This window comes from Metabacillus idriensis (genome assembly GCF_009674765.1).
GTDB classification, from domain to species: domain Bacteria; phylum Bacillota; class Bacilli; order Bacillales; family Bacillaceae; genus Bacillus_P; species Bacillus_P idriensis.
Genome location: NZ_WKKF01000010.1, coordinates 1 through 22,967, shown reverse-complemented (window position 1 = coordinate 22,967; position 22,967 = coordinate 1). Strand labels below are relative to the sequence as shown.

Annotated in this window: 20 protein-coding genes; 15 read left to right on the top strand and 5 right to left on the bottom strand. The window is 40.7% G+C overall.

Translation table 11 applies throughout. The features are described 5' to 3' along the window. Nucleotides 1-211 precede the first annotated feature (211 nt). On the bottom strand, nucleotides 212-2,074 hold the full coding sequence (gene shc / locus GJU41_RS19870; protein ID WP_070875983.1) for a squalene--hopene cyclase: 1,863 nt from the start codon (nucleotides 2,072-2,074) through the stop codon (nucleotides 212-214). Between the two features lie 440 nt (nucleotides 2,075-2,514). On the opposite strand from shc, the gene GJU41_RS19865 reads away from it, so the two are divergent. Beyond that, a complete protein-coding gene (locus GJU41_RS19865; RefSeq protein ID WP_070875904.1) occupies nucleotides 2,515-2,718 on the top strand; it encodes a DUF6501 family protein in 204 nt (67 codons plus the stop codon). 193 nt (nucleotides 2,719-2,911) lie between these two features. Here GJU41_RS19865 and GJU41_RS19860 read toward each other — a convergent pair whose 3' ends face one another. Then, nucleotides 2,912-4,399, bottom strand: a complete 1,488-nt coding sequence (locus GJU41_RS19860) for an aldehyde dehydrogenase family protein (RefSeq protein WP_154319357.1) — start codon at nucleotides 4,397-4,399, stop codon at nucleotides 2,912-2,914. A gap of 435 nt (nucleotides 4,400-4,834) precedes the next feature. Next, a complete protein-coding gene (locus tag GJU41_RS19855) occupies nucleotides 4,835-5,041 on the bottom strand; it encodes a hypothetical protein (protein WP_154319356.1) in 207 nt (68 codons plus the stop codon). 235 nt (nucleotides 5,042-5,276) lie between these two features. On the opposite strand from GJU41_RS19855, the gene GJU41_RS19850 reads away from it, so the two are divergent. The 9 genes from GJU41_RS19850 (at nucleotide 5,277) to GJU41_RS19810 (ending at nucleotide 15,519) form a co-directional block, all read left to right on the top strand. Further along, complete coding sequence (locus GJU41_RS19850) at nucleotides 5,277-6,128, top strand: GRP family sugar transporter (protein ID WP_139149092.1); 852 nt, start codon at nucleotides 5,277-5,279, stop codon at nucleotides 6,126-6,128. 11 nt (nucleotides 6,129-6,139) lie between these two features. Next, a complete protein-coding gene (locus GJU41_RS19845) occupies nucleotides 6,140-6,925 on the top strand; it encodes a glucose-1-dehydrogenase (RefSeq protein ID WP_154319355.1) in 786 nt (261 codons plus the stop codon). 137 nt (nucleotides 6,926-7,062) lie between these two features. After that, on the top strand, nucleotides 7,063-7,851 hold the full coding sequence (locus tag GJU41_RS19840; RefSeq protein ID WP_070875899.1) for an STAS domain-containing protein: 789 nt from the start codon (nucleotides 7,063-7,065) through the stop codon (nucleotides 7,849-7,851). Between the two features lie 87 nt (nucleotides 7,852-7,938). After that, nucleotides 7,939-8,427, top strand: a complete 489-nt coding sequence (locus GJU41_RS19835) for a YhcN/YlaJ family sporulation lipoprotein (protein WP_070875898.1) — start codon at nucleotides 7,939-7,941, stop codon at nucleotides 8,425-8,427. A gap of 329 nt (nucleotides 8,428-8,756) precedes the next feature. Beyond that, nucleotides 8,757-10,196 carry a phospholipase D family protein gene (locus GJU41_RS19830; protein WP_224771373.1) on the top strand — a complete coding sequence of 480 codons (1,440 nt, stop codon included), beginning with the start codon at nucleotides 8,757-8,759 and terminating at the stop codon, nucleotides 10,194-10,196. 86 nt (nucleotides 10,197-10,282) lie between these two features. Next, nucleotides 10,283-11,128, top strand: a complete 846-nt coding sequence (locus tag GJU41_RS19825; RefSeq protein WP_154319354.1) for a GNAT family N-acetyltransferase — start codon at nucleotides 10,283-10,285, stop codon at nucleotides 11,126-11,128. Between the two features lie 943 nt (nucleotides 11,129-12,071). After that, on the top strand, nucleotides 12,072-13,394 hold the full coding sequence (locus tag GJU41_RS19820; protein ID WP_154319353.1) for an FAD-dependent oxidoreductase: 1,323 nt from the start codon (nucleotides 12,072-12,074) through the stop codon (nucleotides 13,392-13,394). Next, nucleotides 13,391-14,386, top strand: coding sequence for a class I SAM-dependent methyltransferase (locus GJU41_RS19815; RefSeq protein WP_154319352.1), 996 nt, complete (start codon nucleotides 13,391-13,393; stop codon nucleotides 14,384-14,386). The genes GJU41_RS19820 and GJU41_RS19815 overlap by 4 nt, the downstream gene beginning before the upstream one ends. A gap of 395 nt (nucleotides 14,387-14,781) precedes the next feature. Next, complete coding sequence (locus tag GJU41_RS19810; RefSeq protein WP_154319351.1) at nucleotides 14,782-15,519, top strand: SDR family NAD(P)-dependent oxidoreductase; 738 nt, start codon at nucleotides 14,782-14,784, stop codon at nucleotides 15,517-15,519. A gap of 13 nt (nucleotides 15,520-15,532) precedes the next feature. Here GJU41_RS19810 and GJU41_RS19805 read toward each other — a convergent pair whose 3' ends face one another. Beyond that, entirely contained in the window at nucleotides 15,533-16,687 is a 1,155-nt protein-coding gene (locus GJU41_RS19805; RefSeq protein ID WP_170292858.1) for an alanyl-tRNA editing protein, read from the bottom strand. A 235-nt stretch (nucleotides 16,688-16,922) separates the two neighbouring features. Here GJU41_RS19805 and GJU41_RS19800 point away from each other — a divergent pair, with 235 nt between their 5' ends. The 3 genes from GJU41_RS19800 to GJU41_RS19790 all read left to right on the top strand — a co-directional run bounded on the left by GJU41_RS19800 (nucleotide 16,923) and on the right by GJU41_RS19790 (nucleotide 19,192). Next, complete coding sequence (locus GJU41_RS19800) at nucleotides 16,923-17,615, top strand: cobalamin B12-binding domain-containing protein (RefSeq protein ID WP_154319349.1); 693 nt, start codon at nucleotides 16,923-16,925, stop codon at nucleotides 17,613-17,615. Beyond that, nucleotides 17,590-18,702, top strand: a complete 1,113-nt coding sequence (locus GJU41_RS19795; protein WP_170292857.1) for an ATP-binding protein — start codon at nucleotides 17,590-17,592, stop codon at nucleotides 18,700-18,702. The genes GJU41_RS19800 and GJU41_RS19795 overlap by 26 nt, the downstream gene beginning before the upstream one ends. A 280-nt stretch (nucleotides 18,703-18,982) precedes the next feature. Next, nucleotides 18,983-19,192 carry a cold-inducible protein YdjO-related protein gene (locus tag GJU41_RS19790; protein WP_070875893.1) on the top strand — a complete coding sequence of 70 codons (210 nt, stop codon included), beginning with the start codon at nucleotides 18,983-18,985 and terminating at the stop codon, nucleotides 19,190-19,192. Nucleotides 19,193-19,208: 16 nt separating this feature from the next. On the opposite strand, the gene GJU41_RS19785 is transcribed toward GJU41_RS19790, so the two are convergent. Further along, nucleotides 19,209-19,865: a hypothetical protein gene (locus tag GJU41_RS19785; RefSeq protein WP_170292856.1), complete on the bottom strand. Its 657-nt coding sequence runs from the start codon at nucleotides 19,863-19,865 to the stop codon at nucleotides 19,209-19,211. A gap of 251 nt (nucleotides 19,866-20,116) precedes the next feature. Here GJU41_RS19785 and GJU41_RS19780 point away from each other — a divergent pair, with 251 nt between their 5' ends. Beyond that, nucleotides 20,117-20,314 carry a cold-inducible protein YdjO-related protein gene (locus GJU41_RS19780; protein WP_070875891.1) on the top strand — a complete coding sequence of 66 codons (198 nt, stop codon included), beginning with the start codon at nucleotides 20,117-20,119 and terminating at the stop codon, nucleotides 20,312-20,314. 121 nt (nucleotides 20,315-20,435) lie between these two features. Further along, nucleotides 20,436-22,556 (top strand): DNA helicase RecQ, encoded by a 2,121-nt coding sequence (recQ, locus tag GJU41_RS19775; protein ID WP_154319346.1) that lies wholly within the window; start codon nucleotides 20,436-20,438, stop codon nucleotides 22,554-22,556. The last annotated feature ends 411 nt before the right edge of the window (nucleotides 22,557-22,967 follow it).

Genomic DNA, 22,967 nt, shown 5'->3' with positions numbered 1-22,967 from the left:
GCTTCGGAGAATTTTACACGTGCCCGCATGGTGAGGGTTAATTTCTGAAATTGGAGGAACTACTTGTATGGATTATTTTGTAAAATACGAGCTGCAAAGTAGAGAAATGAATGAATTCTCTACTATTTGTTCGATCTACAAATTGCTTTGGTAGAATGAAAAAGGAAAGTAACACTATGCTGCAGGACTTTGTTTTTTAACAAAGTCCTGCTTAATGGAGATTCCTATAGTGACTCAAAGCAAGCAGCGGGAAAATCTTATTGTAGCTGTGATAATGAATATAAAATTGCTTCGGCAGTCCGATGCCGGTAGGATATGCGGAGCTTTTTTCATCGAAAGGCTTCATTAGGCGTTTTACACCTCTTTGTATCGCTGTGTCCTTTTTATCCATCACACATAATAGCGCATCAAGCGCCCAGGCTGTTTGTGAGGGAGTACTGAATTCGAGCGGCATGTAGGTTTTTACTTCAGAGCTTCTGCATGATTCTCCAAATCCGCCATCTTCCTTCTGGATCCTCACCAGCCATTTCACTGCTTTTACAATAGCTGGGTGAGAGTTTGATAGTCCGGCTGCTTTTAGCCCGGTAATCGCAGCCCAAGTTCCATAAATATAACAAACACCCCATCTGCCATACCATGAACCGTTTTGTTCTTGCTGATGCAAAAGCCAGGCCACCGCTGCCTGAATCGAAGGATGTTCTTTTGTTAAACCTGCAAAATTTCCGAAGTATTCAAGAACACGGCCAGTTAAATCAGCTGTAGAGGGATCTATAGCTGCGTCTTTGGCATTTTCAAGCGGGATGGATGCAAAAATAGGATTGTTGACATTTTTCTCAAATGCACCAAAACCCCCGTCTCGATTTTGCATCGATAAAAGCCAGGATGAACCTTTATTCCACGCCTCAAAATAGACGGGATCTAAAGCGGAAAGCTGAGTAAGGGCACGGAGAACTGCGGCTGTGTCATCATTGTCGGGATGATTGGTATTGATGTTTGAAAACCCCCATCCCCCTGGAGAGGCAGAAGGGTTATGAATGCGCCAATCCGCCTTTTTTACATGCTGGCGTGAAAGCAAAAAGGAAGAAGCGTTTATAATCATAGAATCATGATAGGGGATACCCGCTTTTTGCAGGCTATAGCAGAGCAAGGCGGTATCCCAAACAGTGGAGGTTGAATTCTCAACTGTTATCAAGTTGTCATCTTGATAGATTATCGATTTAAGTCCTGCAACTGCCTGCTTAATTTGAGCGGAGTTTTCCTTATACCCAAGAGAGAGCAGGGCATAAATCATAAAGAAAGTGGCACTTGCATAGCTGAAAAGCGTTCCGTCTGCCTCAATCCTCTTAAGCATGTATTTTTCAGCAGCGTTCTCTCCTGCTCTGTGCACATAAGCTGGGAAGCCGGCAAACGACCGAAGTGTTTCAGTGAAGATGTGCTTTGTGCGATGGCTGTCTGAAAACGACAGCCAATCAATGGACCGCGGTTTTGAAACGTGTAAATGCGAAAGATTTATCGAATGATTGGTGCTGTGAATAAATCGTTTATTCATCGCCAGAATCATCGGCATAAAATGAATTCTGGCGTAGGAACTCAATTGATACATACTGATCGGGGATTTAGCTGGCAGCAGCAAATAGGCAAGCGGAAAGCGGAAATACTTGGGCCAAGGATAAAGGCCGTTTACTGCCAGGAACCACTTTGTCATAAAATGAACATTAGCTAGGCCGCCTTGAGAGACAATGAAAGATTCTGCCCGATTCAGCAAAGGGTCTGATTTTTTATATAAACCAGTAGAGAGAAGGGCTGTATAAGCTTGAACAGTTGCGGTTAAATTGCCTTCTTTTTCATCTTCGTAAAGCTTCCATGTGCCTTCATTTGATTGCAGATTCAGCAGCCGATTTGTCAGTTTTTTTATCAATACATCATCATCGTCCTGCAGAGAACGAAGAAGGATGATCATAAATGCATCAGTCATCGGACCGCCTTCAAAACAAAAGCGCCAGGAACCGTCATTTTGCTGCAGCTGTCTGAGCTCATCTGTCATTCTTTTTATTTGCTTGTTTAAATCGTTCATTGAAATCACTGAATTCACCTCATCTTTTTCAATCTATTCACGAAAAGAGGAGGTTATGAGTTTGCAGCACAAAGTGGAAATGAGGATCTTCAGGAAGTGCGCTAAACCCGAGTTTACAGCACAAGGTGCAAGTGGCGATCTTTAGGAAGTGCGCTAAACCTAAGTTTACAGCACAAAATGCAAGTGTGGCTCTTCAGAAAGTGCGCTAAACCCAAGTTTACAGCACAAGGTGCAAGTGGCGATCTTTAGGAAGTGCGCTAAACCCGAGTTTTCAGCACAAAATGCAAGTGTGGCTCTTCAGAAAGTGCGCTAAACCGGCGTTTACAGCACGAACTGAGAATACAGCTCAGCAGGAAGTGCGCTAAACCCCACAGTTAAGGTGTTCTGCTCATGGTTTATATAGTATAATAAGGTCAAAATGCACAAAGGAGAATGCTGAAATGATTCATCAAGATTGGCTGAACAAAGAGACCATTAAAGTGGTAACATGCAAACATACAAATGCAGAAAAATACATGGTAAATCGTGTTTTAACAGCGGGAAATACATATGAAGTTAAAAACGAAACAGAAGAATTTTACTTTGTCATTGATAACAACGGCAAAGTGAGCGGTTTCTACAAGGATTATTTTGAAGAGAAATAACCGATAAAAAAGCCATCTGAAAAAGTTCAGATGGCTTTTTTTGCATGTGATACAGGCGGTTCCACATTTCATTGTCCAGCTCCACCTCCCAACTCCCCGGCCAGAACGGATCATCAAGCAAAGGCAAAAAGCGCCTTCACTGGATGATCCTTATCTGTCTGTCGGAGCTAAACGGTCGGTTCCGCTTTTCTTTTTACCGCTGAAGGTTAATCCAAACACTCTTTACTTCAGTGTAATTAGACAATGCATAGGATCCCATTTCGCGTCCCAGTCCGGATTGCTTGTAGCCGCCGAACGGCGAGGCAGCATCAAATGCATTGTAGCAGTTGACCCAGACCGTTCCCGCTTTTAGTTTACTTGCTACGTAATGGGCATTAGCAATGTCCCTTGTCCATAATCCTGCTGCAAGTCCAAACTCACTTTGGTTGGCGCGGTTAATCACTTCATCCAGATCGTCATACGGCATAGCAGCAATAACCGGTCCGAAAATTTCTTCTCTTGCGATGGTCATTTCATCTTTAACAGCTGCAAAGATGGTAGGCGAGACGAAATATCCATTTTCTGATGGAGAGCCGCCGCCAGTTAAGATTTCAGCGCCTTCTTCTACACCTTTTTGAATGTAATTCAGCACGCGGTTTTGCTGTTCATCTGAAACAAGAGGCCCGATTTGAGTTTCCGGCTCAATGCCTGCACCCTGGCGGATATTTTTCGCATGGGAGACCATGTCTGACACAACATTATCATAGTGCTTCTTTTGGATAAAAACGCGTGAACCTGCACAGCAAACCTGGCCTTGGTTAAACATTACCCCAGTAAGAGCACCAGGTACTGCAGCAGAGAGATCAGCATCTGGAAGAATGATGTTCGGCGACTTGCCGCCAAGCTCAAGTGTTACGCGCTTAAGTGTTTTTGATGCTTTTTCCATGATCATTTTGCCGACAGGCGTAGAACCTGTGAAAGCAATTTTATCTACTTCAGGATGCATGACAAGCGCGTCTCCAGCTGTTTCTCCGAAGCCAGGAACGATGTTGACAACTCCTTCAGGGAATCCAGCTTCTGCAATCAGCTCAGCTAAATATAAAGCTGAAAGAGGCGTTTGCTCTGCCGGCTTTAATACAACTGTACATCCTGTTGCAAGTGCAGCGCCCAATTTCCACATCGCCATTAGAAGAGGGAAGTTCCAAGGAATAATCTGTCCGACTACACCAAGAGCTTCATGTCTTGTGTAATTGAAAAATTGCCCGCTTACCGGAATGGTTTGTCCGACAATTTTGGTTGACCAGCCTGCATAATATCTCATATGTTCAATCGCGAGCGGAACATCGGAATTTTTTGTTTCATTAATTGGCTTTCCGTTATCAAGCGTTTCAAGCTGAGCCAGCTCTTCTTTATTAGCTTCCATTAAATCAGCAAGCTTGTACATCAGTCTGCTTCGTTCAGCAGCGCTCATTTTAGACCATGGGCCCGCGTCAAACGCTTTTCTTGCAGCTTTAACAGCAAGATCGATATCAGCCTTGTCCCCTTCATAAACGGCTGCAAGTGTTTCGCCTGTAGCGGGGTTAGGAGTGTTGAACGTCTTTTTAGATACACTCTCTACAAATTCCCCGTTAATAAACAGCTTTTTCTTTCCCTGCAGAAATTTCTCCAGCTTTTCTCCAACTTTCAATGTAGCTTGACTCATAAATAATCAGCCTCCTAAATAATATTGGTGAAAATATATGTAGAAATCATGCTGAAGACGGGCAAGCAGACTGCCCGTTTTAGCGCCACATAAATGTAAGCGATTACAGTAAAATAATATACTAAAAATTCTTAATTTACAATATATAAGTCTTTGTTATCTATTAAAATATGAATATCGCAGAAAAGATTGGGTGGAGTGATAGAAATAAAATTATTGCTTGAGATGCATATTGTGTTTTTTTTAAAACGTTGTCTCACTTAAAAAGGCGAAAGATAGAAAAAGAAGCAGTCATCGCTATAGGGGGTTGAGCAGTCCAGCAACCAGTATTTTATGAATCAACACCTATTGCTTCATTTTTCATAGGAGGACAGATCCTGGTGTCGGATTCGATGATTTTTGCTGCGTTTTTGGAGCGGAGACAACAGACATCCTTCAGACTAGATGTCTGTTTTTCTCTTGGATGGATAAAAATAAGGTGAGAAAATAAATGAAGTTTTCATAAGAATCACATTCAAATCTTTCGAAGAAGCTCTGCAGCTGTTTTTCACTGACTGTATCCAATATTCCTGACATTTCAATCGGATAACGATGCTGCTCAAAAAAATCCCCAGCTCCAAATTCCTTAAAAAGATCTTCCATAATAATCATCCTTTCTTGATAACAGTATGAAGTAGATCCGCTTTTTCTAAACAGAAAAGTTTATTTTGGTCTTATTAGTGGAAAGGTCTAAGAGATTCATGCCAAAGCGTGTTATTTTTTCATCACTCAGGAAACCATATTAATAATTAAGTGCAGGTCTCCTGTTCTTAATTTTAAGATGTGCACGCCTTAAAATGGATACTCAGACTATGTAAACAGAAAGGAAATCATCATGATCGGTATACTTCTTGCATTAATTCCTGCTGTTGCCTGGGGAAGCCTTGTGCTTGTCAGTGTAAAGCTTGGAGGAAATGCCTACAGCCAAACGATGGGCATAACTGTCGGAGCGTTTTTATTTTCCCTTGTCATGTTCTTTTTTTCAAATCCGGACCTGACTCCTCTCGTCTGGTCAATCGGGATTGTCTCAGGTATCTTTTGGACCGTTGGACAGTTAAATCAGCTTGCAAGCGTCAAACATATCGGCGTCTCTAAAACCGTTCCAATTTCAACAGGAATGCAGCTGATCGGAACTACGTTATTCGGTGTTCTGCTCTTTAAAGAATGGGACACAAAAATGACGGTCATTCTTGGCAGCATCGCCATTCTTTTCATTATTGGAGGTGTTGTCTTAACTTCTATCGGGCAAAAAGACGATAAAGATGCAGGCAAAAGCCTTAAAAAAGGATTACTGATTTTATTTATTTCATCATTAGGGTACATAGGCTATGTCATTATCATCAGATATTTTGAAATTGACGGCTGGGCCGCCATTTTGCCGCAGGCAATCGGGATGGTTGCAGCAGCAGCAGCTTTAACAGCCAGACATAAGCCATTTGATAAATTTGCACTGCGCAATATCTTAACAGGTTTAATGTGGGCCGCCGGAAATCTGGGACTGCTTCTGGCTCTTCCAAAGATCGGAGTCGCGACAAGCTTTTCTCTTTCACAGACAGGCATTATCATTTCTACGCTTGGCGGGATTTTTCTTCTGGGAGAAAAGAAAACGAAAAAACAGATTATCTTTGTCATTATCGGCTGTGTCCTGATTATCGCAGGCGGAGTATTGCTGGGTTATACAAAACGCTAGGAGGAATTCTTATGTATCCGAGTTTAAAAGGAAAAGTAGTGGCTGTTACAGGTGCTTCTTCAGGCCTTGGAAAAGCCATTGCACAGCGCTTTGCTGCAGAAGGGGCAAAGGTAGTGGTTAATTATCTGACTGAAGATGACAAACCTGATCTTGTCATTGAAGAAATTAAAGCAAATGGCGGTGAGGCTTCAAAAATACAGGGAGATGTTTCACAAGAGCACGATGTAAAAAGAATTGTACAGTTTGCGGTTGAAACTTATGGAACGCTCGATGTGATGGTGAACAATGCAGGTATTCAAGCGGAAATCCCGACCGAGGAGCTCACGCTTGAAAGCTGGAATAAAGTCATTCAGACGAATCTGACAGGTGCATTCCTTGGAAGCAGAGAAGCAGTCAGGCATATGCTCGATCATAATATTAAAGGCTCCATCATTAACATGTCATCCGTTCATCAGCAGATTCCATGGCCTCACTTCGCACATTATGCAGCAAGCAAAGGCGGCATCAAGCTTCTGACTGAAACACTGGCTCTTGAGTATGCCTCGTCCGGGATCCGTGTAAATAATATCGCACCAGGAGCGATAGATACCCCAATTAATGCAGAAAAATTTGCAGATCCGGAAGCAAAGAAAGATGTCGTTGATCTGATCCCGATGGGGTATATCGGAAAACCTGAAGAAATTGCTGCTTGTGTAGTTTGGCTTGCATCATCTGAGGCAAGCTATGTAACAGGAATTACCCTTTATGCAGATGGCGGCATGACGAAATACCCAAGCTTTCAGGCTGGAAAAGGTTGAATATCCGAAAAACCCGCAGCCGCTATGGAACTGCGGGTTTCCTGTGTATTTTCTTACTAGGTACTTTATCCTTTCCAAAAGTAAAGAAATGTTTATAATTGATATATATGTATGAATGGTTTAGGGGGAAAACTTGATTGACAAATAAAACAACCATATTAGAAAATATGAACGTTTACACGCTGCTGAACTGCATCGGTGAGGGGCTCATATTTGCAGATAATGATTTTCAGATCATTTGGTTCAATGATACGGCAAGAGGGATATTAGAAAAAATCGGACCGTACGTTGGAATGGAAGATCCACAAGATTTTATTGGCTGCAATATTCAAAAGTTTCATGGCGAACGTCAGCAAAACATCCTTGCCAACGGACCTTTTCCTCATAGCGGACAAATTAAACTATTTAACCGATACACAGCGCAAATCGTTGTTGACCGATTAAGGGATCACGAAAATCAGGAAACGGGCTTCGTCTTAACATGGCGTGACGTGACAGAATATGAAAATGTGATTGAAGAAGGAAAAGCATTACTTGAAGAAATGTATACGCCGATCATAGGAACGGCTCTTGATTCGACTTTATTAATAGCACTGACCGGTACTCTGACTGAAGAAAGAATGGAAAACATGAAAGAAAAAATTCTTCAGGAAACGTCAAAACGGCATGCGGACTATATCATATTTGATTTCACCGGGATAGGAGAAACATTTGAAGAAACCATTTCCTTTCACTTAAATCAAATTGTGGAAGCTCTCCGGCTGATGGGCACTGAGTCAATATTTGTCGGACTGAATCCAAAACTAGTTAAGCATATTACCTTAAATGGCATAGCCCTTAATGTCCGCACGTTTCAATCTTTTAAACAGGGGATTCAATTTATATGGAAAGAAAAAGGATATCACCTTCAAAAAATCAGCGATTAGCCACTATTGGCTTTTCGTTTTTTTTGTGAATAAAAATGTCATTTTTGCAGAAGATAAAGGCGATGAAATGAATGGAGGAATGCTGTCATGAAAAAAAGAAAGCTCTTAACCGGTGCATCCATCGCTCTATCACTATTAATAAGTGCAGGATGCGGAATGGATAATAATGCACGTGAAAATGATAATATAATGAACAATGAGCTGAAAAATGTTACTTATGATGAACAAACGAATGAACAAAACCGAATGGCTGTTGCGGATGATGCAGCGAAAAAGGTAGCTGACATGAAGGAAATTAAATATGCGAACGTAATTGTTACCAACAATAATGCTTATGCTGCAGTCGTTCTGGAAGGCGATCCTAAAGGGAAGCTATCAGATGACCTTAAAAACAGGGTAGCAGATCAGGTCAGATCCACAGACCGGGAACTAAGCAATGTGTATGTTTCAGAAAATCCGGACTTCTTTGACCGTATGAAGGATTACGGGGACAAAATCCGCAATGGAGAGCCAGTTTCCGGCCTGGCAGATGAATTTAACGAAATGATTAAGCGTGTTTTCCCTCAAGCGAAATAAGAAGAATCAAACAGACCGGAGGCAATATTATCAGGTCTGTTTTTTCTTTGGCTCTTTTCGCATAGATTGTTGTTTTTAATTATAATGTTGTCCGTTCCTTTCGGCGGTCCGGGTGGGAGCCTCCTCGGCTCTGCCTGTGGAGTCTCACATTTCCTTCTATATCCCGCACGAGTCAAGTTCCTTCCGCTGCAATCCACTTAAGGTTTTAAACATTTAGTCAAAAAGCAACAAAGTTTATGAAAAGAATCTTTTATTTTTCAGAAAGGTTTTTCCACATCTTTATTAGGGCATATAATGAAAGCTATGATCTTAATTTAGGAGGAGTCTTATTGTCGCGTTTTCGTCTTATGAGGCTGAAAAACAAACGGCCGCTGCTTTTATTGCTTATTATTATTATTTTAACCGGCACAGTTATTTATCAGAGCTATAAACCTCTGCCGGAAAATATCTCCTATGAAGGAGATGTCCACAAAGTTGAAGATGTGGATTTTTTGTATGACTTAACTTACCAAATAGAAGGCCGGGTTGAAGCAGATCAAATGATTTTTGATGCGATTTACAAAGCGATTGATGAAGCGGAAGAATTTGTTGTCATTGATTTGTTTTTGTTCAATGGATACTATGATCGTGGAGAAATCTACCCTCAAGTCAGCAAAGAACTTTCAGAGAAACTTCTTCAGAAAAAAAAGGAAAATCCGAATTTGCCAATCGTTTTTATTACGGATGATATTAATACCTCGTATGGATCACATCCATCTAAAGAATTAGATGCTTTTAAAAAAGCCGGCATTGACGTAGTTATGTCAGATATGATTGCCTTGCGAGATTCAAACCCGCTTTATTCAAGTGTATGGAGAACGTTTTTTCAATGGTTTGGCCAGTCAGGCCCCGCATGGCTCTCTAATCCATTCGGAGAAACAGCTCCTGATATGACAATCAGATCTTATTTGAAACTATTTAATGTAAAAGCCAATCACCGAAAAGCAGTTGCAACAGAAAAAACAGCCATTGTGTCATCAGCCAACCCGCATGATGCGAGCGGTTACCATTCTAATGTAGCGTTCCAAGTAAGCGGGAATGTGATTGCGGATGTCCTCGAATCAGAGCAGGCAGTCTCAGAGTATTCCGGAGGACCCAAACTTCCGGTATATGAAAAAAAGAACGATGAGAAGGGCGATATTAAAGTACAGGTTTTAACCGAAGGGAAAATTTATAAACGGCTGCTTGAAACGATTCGAAATGCGAAGAAAGACGATGAGATCTGGATTGGAATGTTTTATCTCGCAGACCGCCAAGTCATAGATTCACTGGTGGCTGCTTCTAATCGCGGAGCAGAAATTAAAATGATTCTTGATCCGAATCAAAATGCGTTCGGGCAGGAGAAAATCGGCATTCCGAATCGCCCGGTCGCCGAAGAACTCTTAGAAGATACAAATAAAAAAATTGAGATTAGATGGTACAATACGACAAAAGAGCAGTATCATCCTAAAATGCTCTTCATAAAAAGCAAAGATGAAGCAACTATTATCAGCGGCTCTGCCAACTTTACGAAGCGGAACCTTGATGATCTTAATCTTGAAAATGATCTTAAAATTGCAGCTCCAGCCGATGAGCCAGTCATGAAAGAAGTAGAAGCTTATTTTAAAAAACTATGGACAAATGATGGTGCTGATTACACACTGGATTTTGAAAAGTACAGAGATGACATGCCGTTTATTAAACGGGCGATTTATGCTGTTCAGAAATTCTTCAGATTTACTACCTTTTAACTCTGGCGAAATAGCCGGAGTTTTTTTGCATTTTGCGGAGGGATTTTGGAAACTTAAAGCTAATTATATAGCAGAGGTGAAATCAGATGAAACTGACAGAATACACGGATAGAAGTCTTTTTATTGAACTAGCGGAACCTTTCCTATTAAAAAATGAAGCAGAAAACAACCTTACACTTGGGCTCATAGGAGCTTTTAAACGTACCATTCCAGCTGCGAATGTCTATACCGCTGCAGTGGAAGCAGATGGAGAGCTTGCGATGACGCTGCTGATGACACCTCCGCATAATTTAATCCTGTCTTTTAATGAAGATTTAATGACTGAGAACCTTCTCCATGAAACGATTCGGACACTTGTTATGAAGGATTTACATATCCCCGGTGTGGTCGGCGAGAGGAAATGGACAGAGGCATTTGCGAAAATATGGTCTGCCGAAACAGAAGACAGAGCTGAAATTGTAATGGAACAAAAGATCTATCGTCTCCAGGAAGTGACGGAACTAAAACGCAGTGACGGGGAATTTGTTTTGGCAGAATTAGGCCATCTGCCGCTGCTGACCGAGTGGATGATGGATTTTATGAATTATACGAACGAGCCTCCAATTACAGTACTGCAGGCGGCAGGGAGAATGAAGCAGTTTATTGCAGAAAAATCCGTTTTTCTTTGGATGGCAGATGACAAACCAGTATCGATGGCGAAGAAATCAAGATCCACTAAAAATGGAATTTGCGTATCGCTGGTTTATACTCCTGATGAATTCAGAGGCAAAGGGTACGCAAGCAGCTGCGTGGCTGAGCTTAGTGAGCTCCTGTTAAAAGACTTTTCCTTTTGCACACTCTATACAGACCTCGCAAACCCGACATCAAACAGCATTTATCAAAAAATAGGCTATCAGCCGATTCAAGATTCGATCATGATTACTTTTTCTTAGTCCAATTGTTAAATACCTTAAGTGGATTGTAGCGGATAAACTTGACTCCTGCGGGAAACAGAGGGAAATGGGAGACCCCATAGGCAAAGCCGAGGAGCCTCCCAGCCGGACCGCGGAAAGCAAGTTCCTATAGCGGAAAGAAACGGCAGCATTTATTATCAAAAACAACAGTTAATGCGAAAACTGACTTTTCTTAAAACGGCGCTTTCTTTTAGAAAGCGTTTTTTTATAGTGGCAGAATTTATATGTTTTATGCTTCGATGGCAGTGGAAACGCCTGAATCGTCCCCTGCAAAACCGAATAACGGTATGGGAGGGCAAGGAAGCGCCTGAATCGTACCCCGCTAAACCGAATAACGGTATGGGAGAGTAAGAAAACGCCTGAATCGTACCCTTCAAAACCGAATAACGCTGTGGGAGGGTAAGGAAGCGCCTGAATCGTACCCTGCAAAACCGAATAACGGTATGGGAGAGTAAGAAAACGCCTGAATCGTCCCCTTCAAAACCGAATAACGCTGTGGGAGGGTAAGGAAACGCAGGGATCGTACCCTTCAAAACCGAATAACGCTGTGGGAGGGTAAGGAAACGCAGGGATCCTACCCCGCTAAATCGAATAACGGTATGGGAGGGTAAGAATGCCACGGATAACCTCTCCAAAAAATGAAAGCAAAGAATACTTCCTGTTTCCCGCTCCAGTGCAGCGATCAAATTTCACCATCCACATTCCTAAACCTGTTTTCACATAAAAAGGCGGGACCAGGACTTTTCAGCCGGATTCTTATCTGCCTATCGGATATGACCAAAGTTTTGTCATTTTCGCACCAAACTCTGGATTAGCTCCCTATAATCCTATCAGAACCGAATTTAAGGTCAAACCCCTTAGAGAGTTATGCGGTTTCATTCTTTAACAAAAGTGGAAATTAAAGGACAAAGGCGGTGAGAGGATGAAAACACAAGTATTGGTGATCGGCGGCGGAGTAGGCGGTTTAACAGCAGCTTTGAAACTTGCAAAATGCGGTATTGATGTGTGTGTTGTGGAGCAGACAAAAGGATCGGCTCACAAGTACAAAGGAGAATTGCTGCAGCCGAAAAGCCTTGAAATTTTTCATCAGCTTGGTCTGAATAAGCCGGTTTTAGAAGCCGGACATCAAATAAATGAAATAGAAATGAATGAAATGAAACGAAAAAAAGGAACGTATGTAAAGCTTGGAACGGCCACTATGCGATACAGCATAATTGAGAGCGAATACAATTATGCCCTCATGATTCCTCATGAAAAGCTTAAAGAAATGCTGCTTGAAAAAGCGAAAGAGTATCCTGCTTTTCATTATATACAGCCTGCAAAGTTTAAAGAATTCAAAGATCAGGCGGCTGTTGTCACAAGCAATAAAGAAGAATTTATCATTGAGGCAGATTATTACATTGGAGCGGAGGGAAGGAAATCAAACGTCAGAAAAGCCATGAATGTAAAATTAAATGAACATGAATATGATCATCATTTTTTAACCGTCACGTTTGATAGACCTGAGTCTATGACAGAGGGGAAAATTATTTCAACACCGCACGCTTTTCTCGGTCTATTTCCGCTTCCGGACAATCAAGTCAGAACCGTTTATCTCATCCAGTCAGGAGAGTATCAATCGTTAAAAGAACGGGGAATTGAACATTTTCATAAGAAGTATATTGATTTGTGCCCGGAACTTGACGGCTACGTGACGAAACTTAAAGAATGGAAAAAAATTCAGCTGATGATTCCCATTCATTTTCATGCAGAGACCTATGTAAAAGATAATATGGCCATCATAGGAGATTCTGCACACAGTGTTCATCCCATGGCAGGTGAAGGAATGAACCTTGCCATACAGGACGGGGATGTACTGGGAGAACTCCTTTGCTGGATGTACAAACATGATGAACACTATCCTGAAAACTTAGTATGGTATGAAAAAGTCCGCAAAACCCGAGTGGATTTTATATTAAATTTAAGCCACTTATCAGCCCTTGCTTACTCAAAGCCGTTTCGTTATTTCGGATCGCTTAGAAATAGAAGTCTCAAACAGATGACAGAGGATGAAAAGCTCCACACGAAACAAATGCTGAACATTTCAGGACTCGGCATTTGGAAAGAGTCTTTTTTCGACCGCCTTGTTCAAATTGGCATGCTGCCTCCGAGAACCCTTCAGAATATTGAACTGCTGCATACAAGGTATATGTTTACGTATGAAAATGATTATCCATGGGAAGTGAAGGGGAGGTACAGCATATGATTATCGCTGAATATGTACGCTTATTTAAAGCAAGAAGCTGGATGAAGCGCAATATGCCTTTTTTGTACAGCTGGCACGCATATGTAGGGTATGAACTGGACTTGTTTGAAATCTTCAAATCACCAAAAACAATCGATGAAGTGGCAGCGATCCATTCATTAGAATTGGAGCTGCTCGAGCGATGGGTTGAAGTAGGGGTATCCATCAAATACTTAAAAGAAGTCTCCAGAAATCGCTTTAAGACATCAAAGAGCTTTATGCTGCCGGACAGCAAAAAAGATCCAAAATCAGTCGGAATTCTCCTTAAAGAAATGATGGAGCTTCACATCCCTGCATTATTAACGTATCCTGCGATTATGAAAACAGATGAAAGGCAGACATTTGATCATGAGCAGCACGGAACGACAGTTGCCAAGACCTCTTCCTTGCTTGAGCAGCTCGCATATCCTAAACTGATTCAGCTCGTAAAAAAGAATCATATCCAGTCGATTGTCGATGTTGGCTGCGGACATGGCGGCTATTTACAAAAACTATCTCAAGAACTCCCTGAAATAAAGTTAACAGGGATTGAGATCAATGAAGAAGTAGCTGATGAAGCTGCGGACAGATGCATGGACATTCCAAACATCTCTATTACATGTATGGATGTTGAAGAGTGGAGGGCAGAGTCACCTGCCGATTTAATTATGATGAATAACCTGCTTCATTATATTTCCCCCGAAAAAAGAGTCAGTTTGATCCAAAATCTAAGCATATGTCTTTCTTCAAGCGGGATGATTTCAATTATTACCCCATTACGGAAACCAAAGCACGGCAAACAATTTTCAAGTGTATTTAATAGTTTCTTTACTGCTTATGATAATCTTTATGCTCTGCCGACAAAAAAGGAGCTTTCATCCATTGCAGAGCAATCCAATATGAAACTCAAAGGCTTAAAACCCATTATTCGTGAAGGCGGCTGGTATTTTGCCACTTTCGTCAAAAAGGGATGAAGGATTCAGGTTTTTTAAATGGAGAAAGCAGTAAAATACAGATAGAAAACGGGTAATAAATGGCACAGCAATTTGTATCCGTTTTTTGCTGAAAAAAATGTTTTTGAAACAACGGTCAAAGTCTTATTAATCCATTTATAGGAGAAAAAAGACAGAAGAGCTTAAAATTGTCTCACAAACTCAATAGAGATTATACTAAGTAGGAAATCATCCTTTAAATGTTTAGTGATATTTCTGGAAGAGTTTTATGACATTTTGTCCGTCAGACGGTAAATGAAGTTGTCTATTATTTCTGTTAGCCTTTTGCAGTCTGTTCAAATTTTTCAAATGATCGATGCTTAAAATTTATAGGTGTTGATGCGAAAATCACAGCTCATTGGATTGGAGAAATCAAAATGAAACTGAAAAATAAAACGGCTTTAGTCACAGGTGCATCAAGAGGACTCGGGAAAGTGATTGCAGCGGAACTGGCGTTAATGGGGGCAGATGTTTATTTGAATTATGCGCACTCAGATGATCATGCCAAAATAGTTCAAAAACAGATTGAACAAGCTGGCGGAAGAGCTTTTCTCGCAAAAGGAGATATCACCAGCGAGGAAGGTGTCCGCCTAGTCACAATGGACAGAAAATTTGATATTCTGGTCAATAATGCAACAGGGCCTCAGCCAGAGCTTTCAATTGAAGATGCAAACTGGGAAGACTATGAAGATCAGCTGAAATTCTTTGTAAAAGCACCATTCTTATTACTAAAAGCTGTGCTGCCCGGTATGAAAAAACAGAAAAACGGATCCATCATCAACATTGGCAGTGAAGTCATTTCACTTGGCAATCCGTCGTTTTCTAATTACGTAACGGCAAAATCAGCAATGCTTGGGATGACGCGTTCCTGGGCAAGTGAACTTGGAGAATATGGAATTCGCGTTAACCTTCTAAATCCAGGCTTTATTCCGGTTGAACGGCATGAGAACGTTAAAGCAGCGGATATTCAAGCGTATCAAACAACCATTCCGCTTAAACGAATGGGGACTCCGGAAGACATTGCAAGGACAGTGGCTTATCTTGCCTCTGAAGACTCAGCTTATATAACAGGCCAATCCATTTCTGTAAATGGAGGAAATACGTTCGGCATATAAACAATGGACCAGCTTATAAAAGCTGGTCCATTGTTTCTGTAATCCGTAAAAAGAAACGTTCTGTTTCAGAGGCGTCTGCGAATTTTGCCTGTGCCTGCTTTTCGCTGCCTCCGCCTTTTCCATCGAAATCAGCAAGATTGCTTTTAAATAAGGAACCGGCGTGAACAGTGCCTTTTTGTGAGAAAAGGACGCAATTTTCACTGATGGAACCGAGAAGGGCATATTGCTTTCCATTTTCTAATAATCGGGAGGCAATCATTTGGAGCTCTTTTATCGTTTTCTTTTCAAACAGCTTATGACCAAAGGGGCCATTTTCAGCAGTAAAAGCGGCATTTTCTGCTCTCAGCTGTTCTGCTTCTTTTTTTAGCATCTTTGTTTCCTGATCCATTGCTGTTAATCTTGCTGAAATCTCATTTGTGGACGTCTGAAAGAACTGACCTGCAAATTGAATGGTTTCTTGAATGCTCTGATAATCGGAAAGAGCGCGTAAGCCGCATTTGAAATGTATACGGATCATGCCTTTTTGTTTTTCTGTCTTAATCAGCTTAAGCAATCCGATTTCTCCAGTGCGCTCAACGTGTGTGCCGCAGCAGGCAGAGGTATCAATGCCTTCTATTTGAACAATCCTGATCTTTTCTTTCAAGTCTGGCCATTTTCTCAGCGGCAAATCATGAAGTTCTGTTTCTTCAGCGAAAAACGTATGTATTTTTCTGTTTTCAAAGATATATTGATTCGTTTTCTCTTCTATGAGCTTCATTTGCTCAGGAGTTAATTGAGGCGTCCTTAAATCAATTGTTACTGTGTCAGATCCTAAGTGGAAACTTTCTGTATGAAAATCATATAATTCTATGCAGACAGCAGATAAGAGATGCTGACCTGAATGATGCTGCATATGATCGATTCTGCGTTTGATGTTTACTTTGCATGTTACTTCATTTTCAGATGGAAAGTCAGAGACAATATGATAGATTTCTTCGCCATTTTCTAAAAGGCCTGCAATTTCAATATGATCAATGAAGCCTTGATCAGAAGGCTGCCCGCCGCCTTCTGGATAAAAAGCGGTTTCTTTTAACTTTACCAGTTTTAATCCATTGCGTTCTTCCGTTTCTGTAACCGTTGTTTTCCACTCAAATGTTTTAGGGGAGGTATAATATAACTTCTCATTCATCTTAAGCATCCTCTCAAAAATCTTCTCTTAATTATTGTATCAAACTCTGCCTTTTCACATAAGAGAGAGGATGTATTGTAAAGATTTGAGAAAAATTCATCATGCGAACGAATATTTGTATCTAGTTGTCTAGTTATGTGTTACCCTTAAACTATAATGCCATTTACCGCATATTCTCTCTTGACAGCTGTTTTCAGGTAGATGAGAAGATGAAAACGATTGGTTGGTGATTTCTATGAATCCCGTTAAAGAGTTGAGTCAATTGTTTATCGATGGCGAACACAGTCTTTCATGGAACTACTTAAACAGTATGATTGAAGCAGATACAACCAGTACGGAAGTGTATGGGTTTCTATCAGACACTATGGACAATGTCGGGGAATTGTGGGAAATGAATCGTGCGACTGTGGCAGATGAATATGTAGCAGCGGCTGTCTGCAAATCTATGATCTCCAGTTATTACTATTTAAAAGTGGAACAATTACATAAAGAACCTAATATACTGTCGCCTGCAACAATGAAGCCGCGGGTTATGCTGCTTTCAATGAGAAATGAAGAACATACAATCGGCATGATGATGACTTCTTTCTTATTTAAAGAATATGGCTGGGAAGCAAGCTGTATTGAGTCAAATGTTTCTATGAATAATATTTGTCAGTATGCCGAGAAATGGAAGCCGGATGTCATTGCATTCTCGACAAGCGTTCTCTGCAACATTCCGACTGTTATTCAATATATGGATGATTTGCAAAAGCTGAATTATTCGCCGACGATTATGCTCGGGGGAAAACTGACAAGCGATTTTGATCTCGATTATTACTGCCCGCCCAACACCGTGGTGATTCAAAACATAGACCAGCTCGGCAGCTGGATTGAAAAATCTAACTCAAGGAATGATCGCCATGGAAATGCAATTAATCGCAAGTAAATATGACAAAATACCATTTCCTTATTTTCTGGTCGATCGAAAGCTGAAGATCGTATCAGTTTCAAAATGCACATTTAATATATTTGATGAGGAAAGCCATTTTCTTGATATAGTAGGAATTGGAAGCAAGAAAAAAGCAGCTAAGTTCATTTTGGACACGCCGTCCATTACGAAAATTGAGCTGAATTTAAAAACGAAATCTAATCCTATGACATTATTTGACGTATATATTCAATACGAAGGCAAAAACTTTATTCATATTTTTTGCATCGATAAAGAAGAAAGTGTGGACCAGATTTATCAGGCTGTTAAAACGCTTGAAGGTGATTTGCTTTATGCAAACCTTAATTTGCTTGAAAAGCAGGAGCAGCTTGAGAAATCGCTGCAGCAGATGAAGGAAATTGCCATAAAGCAGGACAGCCTGGCAACGGTCGGTCAAATTGCCGCAAGCATCGCACATGAAATCCGCAATCCGCTTACAAGCGTAAAGGGATTTCTGCAGCTGTTAAAACCTCATTTAATCGAAATCGGAAAAGGACACTATGCTGATGTTGCATTAGAAGAATTAAACCGGGCTAACGATATCATTTATGAGTTTTTCAATAACTCAAAAGAGAAAAACGAAGACAAACAGCCTATTTTGCTTCGAAAACTGATAAATGACATCATATTGATATGTAAGAGCGAAGCGATTTTGTCAAATTGCGAGCTTGCTTATACTGTTAATGATCCAGACCTTATGATTACAGTTGATATAAAGCAAATGAAACAAGTGCTGCTGAACATTGTCAAAAATGCGATGGAAGCCATTCAAATCAGTCATCAAAAAGATAATGGAATCATTGAGATTATAACCAGGATCGAAGATGGTCATGTTGTTATCAAAATTACTGACAACGGCATAGGAATGGGAAAGGAAACAGTAGATTCTCTTTTTAAATCATTCTTTACTACCAAGGAACAAGGAACCGGCATAGGACTTGCAGTTTGTCTTGAAATCATTAAGTCGAATAATGGCAGGATTGAAGTGGCAAGTGAAGAGGGGATTGGATCCGCCTTCAGCATATCTTTGCCCATTCTTATATAGGTCAAAAGCTGGATTGAGTCATTCAATCCGGCTTTTTTTGTATGACTAAATTAGTATTAATTATGGCATAAATGATCCTGAAAATGAAGCTAAAATACCAAAAAAATTAAATTCTCTGCTATATGAGCAATCATTCACGAATCAAATGGCACAGATAAGTGAATAGAAGAATTAAATGTCAAAACATGTCCATAAATTATTTATTCCATTTAAAAAAGTTAAATGACATAAATAATTTATGTTTAAAAGCGTATACTAAATAAAAAAAGGAGTTATGCTCATGTACTTTGCGAAAAAGGGTGCTGAAGAACCCGTTACAATTATTGAAGACACAACGGTATACGCTTGTGAATCGGAAGCTTGTAATGGCTGGATGAGAAAAGATTTTTCCACGGAAGATCTCTCCTGCCCAATGTGCGGAAGTCAGATGACAGAAGAAGTGCGTGAGCTGCCGCAAATAAAAATGGACTACAATCCTTTCAGTAAATAAAACAATGGCTGCCGAATTAATCGGCAGCCTTAAGACTTTTTCTGTATGTATTCCATAAAGCAAGAATGAAGATAAGTTCAAACGCGTTTGTAGAAGCTGAGCTTGGTATTGGAAGAGATATGGCACTGCCAATCAGCATGACGACGACGCCGATCAGCATAATCGGCCATTGTGTTTTTCTCCAAATGCTGAAGCCGGCAGCAAGAAGATACACAATTAAAACCAAAACCATAATTGGGGGACCTGAGCTGTGTCCCGATGAGTAGCGCAGGACACCATATTCATAGACAGGTGTTAAAGTCAGAGGAAGCGTTTCTGTCACGATTTCAATCATCATCAGCACTAAAGTAAGAACAAGAGCAAAATAATAGGAAAATCGCGATCTTGCCCACTTCACCCCGAACCCATTTGCCATATACCAGCCAAAAAGAACAAGAGCAGGTGTGAACAGGGCATGAGCCCAAAAACGGATCATGCTGATAGATTTTAACTGCTGACCTTCTCCAATAAAGGTACCTGATGCAATCATAGCATTATCAATCATTAATCCAAGGGTAACGAGAAGTAAAATCATTCCTGGGACAGATGCCTTTCTTCTTAATAAAATGATTCCAATTGCAAATAATAGGATGTAAGTAAGCGTGAAGATTAGGTATAAAATTGTGTCCATCATTGACACCTCCTGAATCAAGCTTAATTCAGGCGGCCGTTATCCGCAAATAAGAACTTCTATTGACAAATGCAGTAAAATCATATAAAATAATCAAGCAGTATTGCATTTAAATTCACTATTTATAAAGAGTCATCACGTAAAGGGTACTTTTTATAATTGGTGAATTTTTTTCTTCCAGTTAATAACGTTTATGATTTTTCTAAAAATGTTTCATCCTATTTATTAATCAGAACCTGAGAGGAGAGTCATGAATGTATAGAAAAAAACCAGAAGATATCGTCACAGAGGAAACGAAGGTATGGATCTGCACATCTGAGGACTGCAAGGGCTGGGTTCGCGATAACTTTAAAAGCAGCGAAAGCGAAACACCGGTTTGTCCGCTCTGCAAAAGCGAAATGAAAGCTAGCACTAAAGTGCTAGAGGTTATAAATAATCATAAAAAATACTAAAAAAACTCTATTTTAGAGTTTTTTTTATTTATACAAAAATCGATTTTAACTCGCGCTATAGCCAATCTAACTCCGCGCATGTAAAATTGGAGTACAGTCATTTTTCAGGAGGGATATCATTTTGTTAGAACAAGCGAAAGAGCATTTGCAGCACTATTTTGGATATTCATCATTCCGTCCGGGACAGGAAGAGATTATCAGCAACGTGTTAAATGGGAATCATTCAGCAGGCATAATGCCGACTGGAGGAGGAAAGTCGATTTGCTACCAGATTCCTGCTCTCCTATTTTCAGGTATAACCCTTGTCATTTCTCCGCTTATTTCACTTATGAAAGATCAGGTGGACTCTCTTGATCAGGCAGGAATCCCTGCGACTTTCCTCAATAGCACACTTTCTCAAACAGAAACCAGCGCCAGACTGTTAGATTTAGAAGCGGGTAATTATCGAATTTTATATGTTGCCCCTGAAAGATTGGAATCATCCTTGTTTATAGAGAAGCTTCAAAGAATGAATATTTCGATGGTAGCCGTTGATGAAGCTCACTGCATTTCACAATGGGGTCATGATTTTCGCCCAAGCTATTTAAGAATTAAAGAATTAAAAACAGAACTTAAATCTAATCCCGTTTTTCTTGCATTGACTGCTACAGCGACTCCAATTGTTAAAGAAGACATATGCACCTCTCTGGGAATCCAAGAGCAATATACAACTGTAACTGGATTTGAGAGGGGAAATTTATCATTCAATGTAAGCAAAGGGGAAAACAGATACGACTTTATTGAAAGATATATAGCTAAAAAAAGCACCGAGTCAGGAATCATATACGCTGCAACAAGAAAAGAAGCAGACCACATTTATGAACGCCTTATAAAAAAAGGAGTTCTGGCAGGAAGATATCACGGGGGGATGAGTGATGTGCAGCGCGGGCTGCAGCAGGACCTGTTCTTAAGGGATGACATCCTTGTAATGGTTGCTACTAATGCATTCGGGATGGGAATTGATAAATCAAATGTCAGATATGTCATTCATTATCAGCTACCTAAAAATATGGAAAGCTATTATCAGGAGGCGGGGAGAGCGGGAAGAGACGGTTTAGACAGTGAATGCATTCTGCTGTATTCCCCGCAGGATATTCAAATACAGCGTTATTTAATCGAACAATCCACCTTCCAGAAAGAAAGACAGCAGGCAGAGCTTATTAAACTGCATCAAATGCGGGATTATTGTCATACAGAAGGATGTCTTCAAGCATTTATTCTGAATTATTTTGGTGACAGTGAAGCTGAGCCGTGCGGCAAATGCAGCAATTGCATGGACGAGCGCACGCATGAGGATGTAACAAAAGAAGCGCAAATGGTGCTCTCATGCATGATCAGAATGGGGCAAAGATTCGGTAAAACCATGATCAGCCAGGTGCTGACGGGTTCTTCAAACAAAAAAGTGACCGATTTTAAATTTAATGAGCTTTCCACTTATGGCATTATAAAACACCAGACAGCAAAAGAAGTCAGCGAATTTATTGATTTTCTGACATCTGAGCAATATATTTCAATAACTGGCGGGCAATTCCCCGTTCTTGTAGTTGAAGAGAAGGGACTCGATGTCCTGAAGGGCAATACAGAAGTTCTCAGAAAGGAGAAAATGCGGATAGGTGAATCAGCAGCGAATGACGAGCTGTTCATGCAGCTTAAAGAGCTGAGAAAACATCTTGCAACAGAGGAAAATGTGCCGCCGTTCGTGATTTTCTCAGATAAATCTCTGAAGGATATGAGTGCCAGAATGCCGAAGACAATCGAAGAATTTCTTGCCGTTCAAGGGGTTGGAGAAGCCAAACAGCAAAAGTATGGGGAAGTCTTTGTTGACAAAATAACTGCCTATATGAACGAGAACCCAACTATTGAACAGTCTGCTCAAACGATGGTTCCAGTGAAAAAAGAGCGGAAAGAATCATCTCATTTGGACACGCTGCAGCTATATAAAGAAGGTCTGAATGTAAAAGAAATGGCTGGAAAAAGAAATTTGTCCGTGATCACAATCGAAAATCATTTGCTGCGCTGTGCCAAAGAGGGGCTGGATATTGATTTTGCGGATTGGATTCCTGACGAATATGAAAAACAAATAGAAGAGGCGATCCGTACACATGGGTATGGCTTGCTGAAGCCTTTAAAAGAAAGTCTTCCTGATGAGGTGACCTATTTCATGATAAAAGCGGCAATTGTAAAAAGAGAGCTTGTTCACTAAACAGGGTTAAAAATGATAAAAATAAGAAGTCCAGCTGGAATTCCAGCTGGACTTTATTGTTAGGGGAGATCCAGTTTAAATTAGTAAAGTCTTATCTGTCTGTAGGAGCTGAACGGGCGATTCCGCTTTTCTTATTACAGCTCCATCGCCCAACTCCTCGGCCAGAACGGCTCATCCAGCAAAGGCAAAAAGCGCCTTTACTGGCTGATCCTTATCTGTCTGCCTGCGCTAAACAATTTGATTCCGCATTTACACAGTGTCCAGCTCCACCTCCTAGTCCCTCGGCCAGAACGAATCCGCCAGTAAAGGCAAAAAGCGCCTTTCCTGGCGGATTCTTATCTGTCTGTCGGAGCTAAACGGGCGATTCCGCATTTCGTGTTGTCCAGCTCCATCGCCCAACTCCTCGGCCAG

Coding starts and splice junctions, on each gene's coding strand:
- GJU41_RS19825 (WP_154319354.1), top strand. CDS start 10,283: ATGAAACTGACAGAATACACGGATAGAAGTCTTTTTATTGAACTAGCG.
- GJU41_RS19805 (WP_170292858.1), bottom strand. CDS start 16,687: ATGAATGAGAAGTTATATTATACCTCCCCTAAAACATTTGAGTGGAAA.
- GJU41_RS19815 (WP_154319352.1), top strand. CDS start 13,391: ATGATTATCGCTGAATATGTACGCTTATTTAAAGCAAGAAGCTGGATG.
- GJU41_RS19865 (WP_070875904.1), top strand. CDS start 2,515: ATGATTCATCAAGATTGGCTGAACAAAGAGACCATTAAAGTGGTAACA.
- GJU41_RS19785 (WP_170292856.1), bottom strand. CDS start 19,865: ATGATGGACACAATTTTATACCTAATCTTCACGCTTACTTACATCCTA.
- shc (WP_070875983.1), bottom strand. CDS start 2,074: ATGAACGATTTAAACAAGCAAATAAAAAGAATGACAGATGAGCTCAGA.
- GJU41_RS19845 (WP_154319355.1), top strand. CDS start 6,140: ATGTATCCGAGTTTAAAAGGAAAAGTAGTGGCTGTTACAGGTGCTTCT.
- GJU41_RS19800 (WP_154319349.1), top strand. CDS start 16,923: ATGAATCCCGTTAAAGAGTTGAGTCAATTGTTTATCGATGGCGAACAC.
- GJU41_RS19790 (WP_070875893.1), top strand. CDS start 18,983: ATGTACTTTGCGAAAAAGGGTGCTGAAGAACCCGTTACAATTATTGAA.
- GJU41_RS19810 (WP_154319351.1), top strand. CDS start 14,782: ATGAAACTGAAAAATAAAACGGCTTTAGTCACAGGTGCATCAAGAGGA.
- GJU41_RS19795 (WP_170292857.1), top strand. CDS start 17,590: ATGGAAATGCAATTAATCGCAAGTAAATATGACAAAATACCATTTCCT.
- GJU41_RS19855 (WP_154319356.1), bottom strand. CDS start 5,041: ATGGAAGATCTTTTTAAGGAATTTGGAGCTGGGGATTTTTTTGAGCAG.
- GJU41_RS19835 (WP_070875898.1), top strand. CDS start 7,939: ATGAAAAAAAGAAAGCTCTTAACCGGTGCATCCATCGCTCTATCACTA.
- GJU41_RS19780 (WP_070875891.1), top strand. CDS start 20,117: ATGTATAGAAAAAAACCAGAAGATATCGTCACAGAGGAAACGAAGGTA.
- GJU41_RS19820 (WP_154319353.1), top strand. CDS start 12,072: ATGAAAACACAAGTATTGGTGATCGGCGGCGGAGTAGGCGGTTTAACA.
- GJU41_RS19860 (WP_154319357.1), bottom strand. CDS start 4,399: ATGAGTCAAGCTACATTGAAAGTTGGAGAAAAGCTGGAGAAATTTCTG.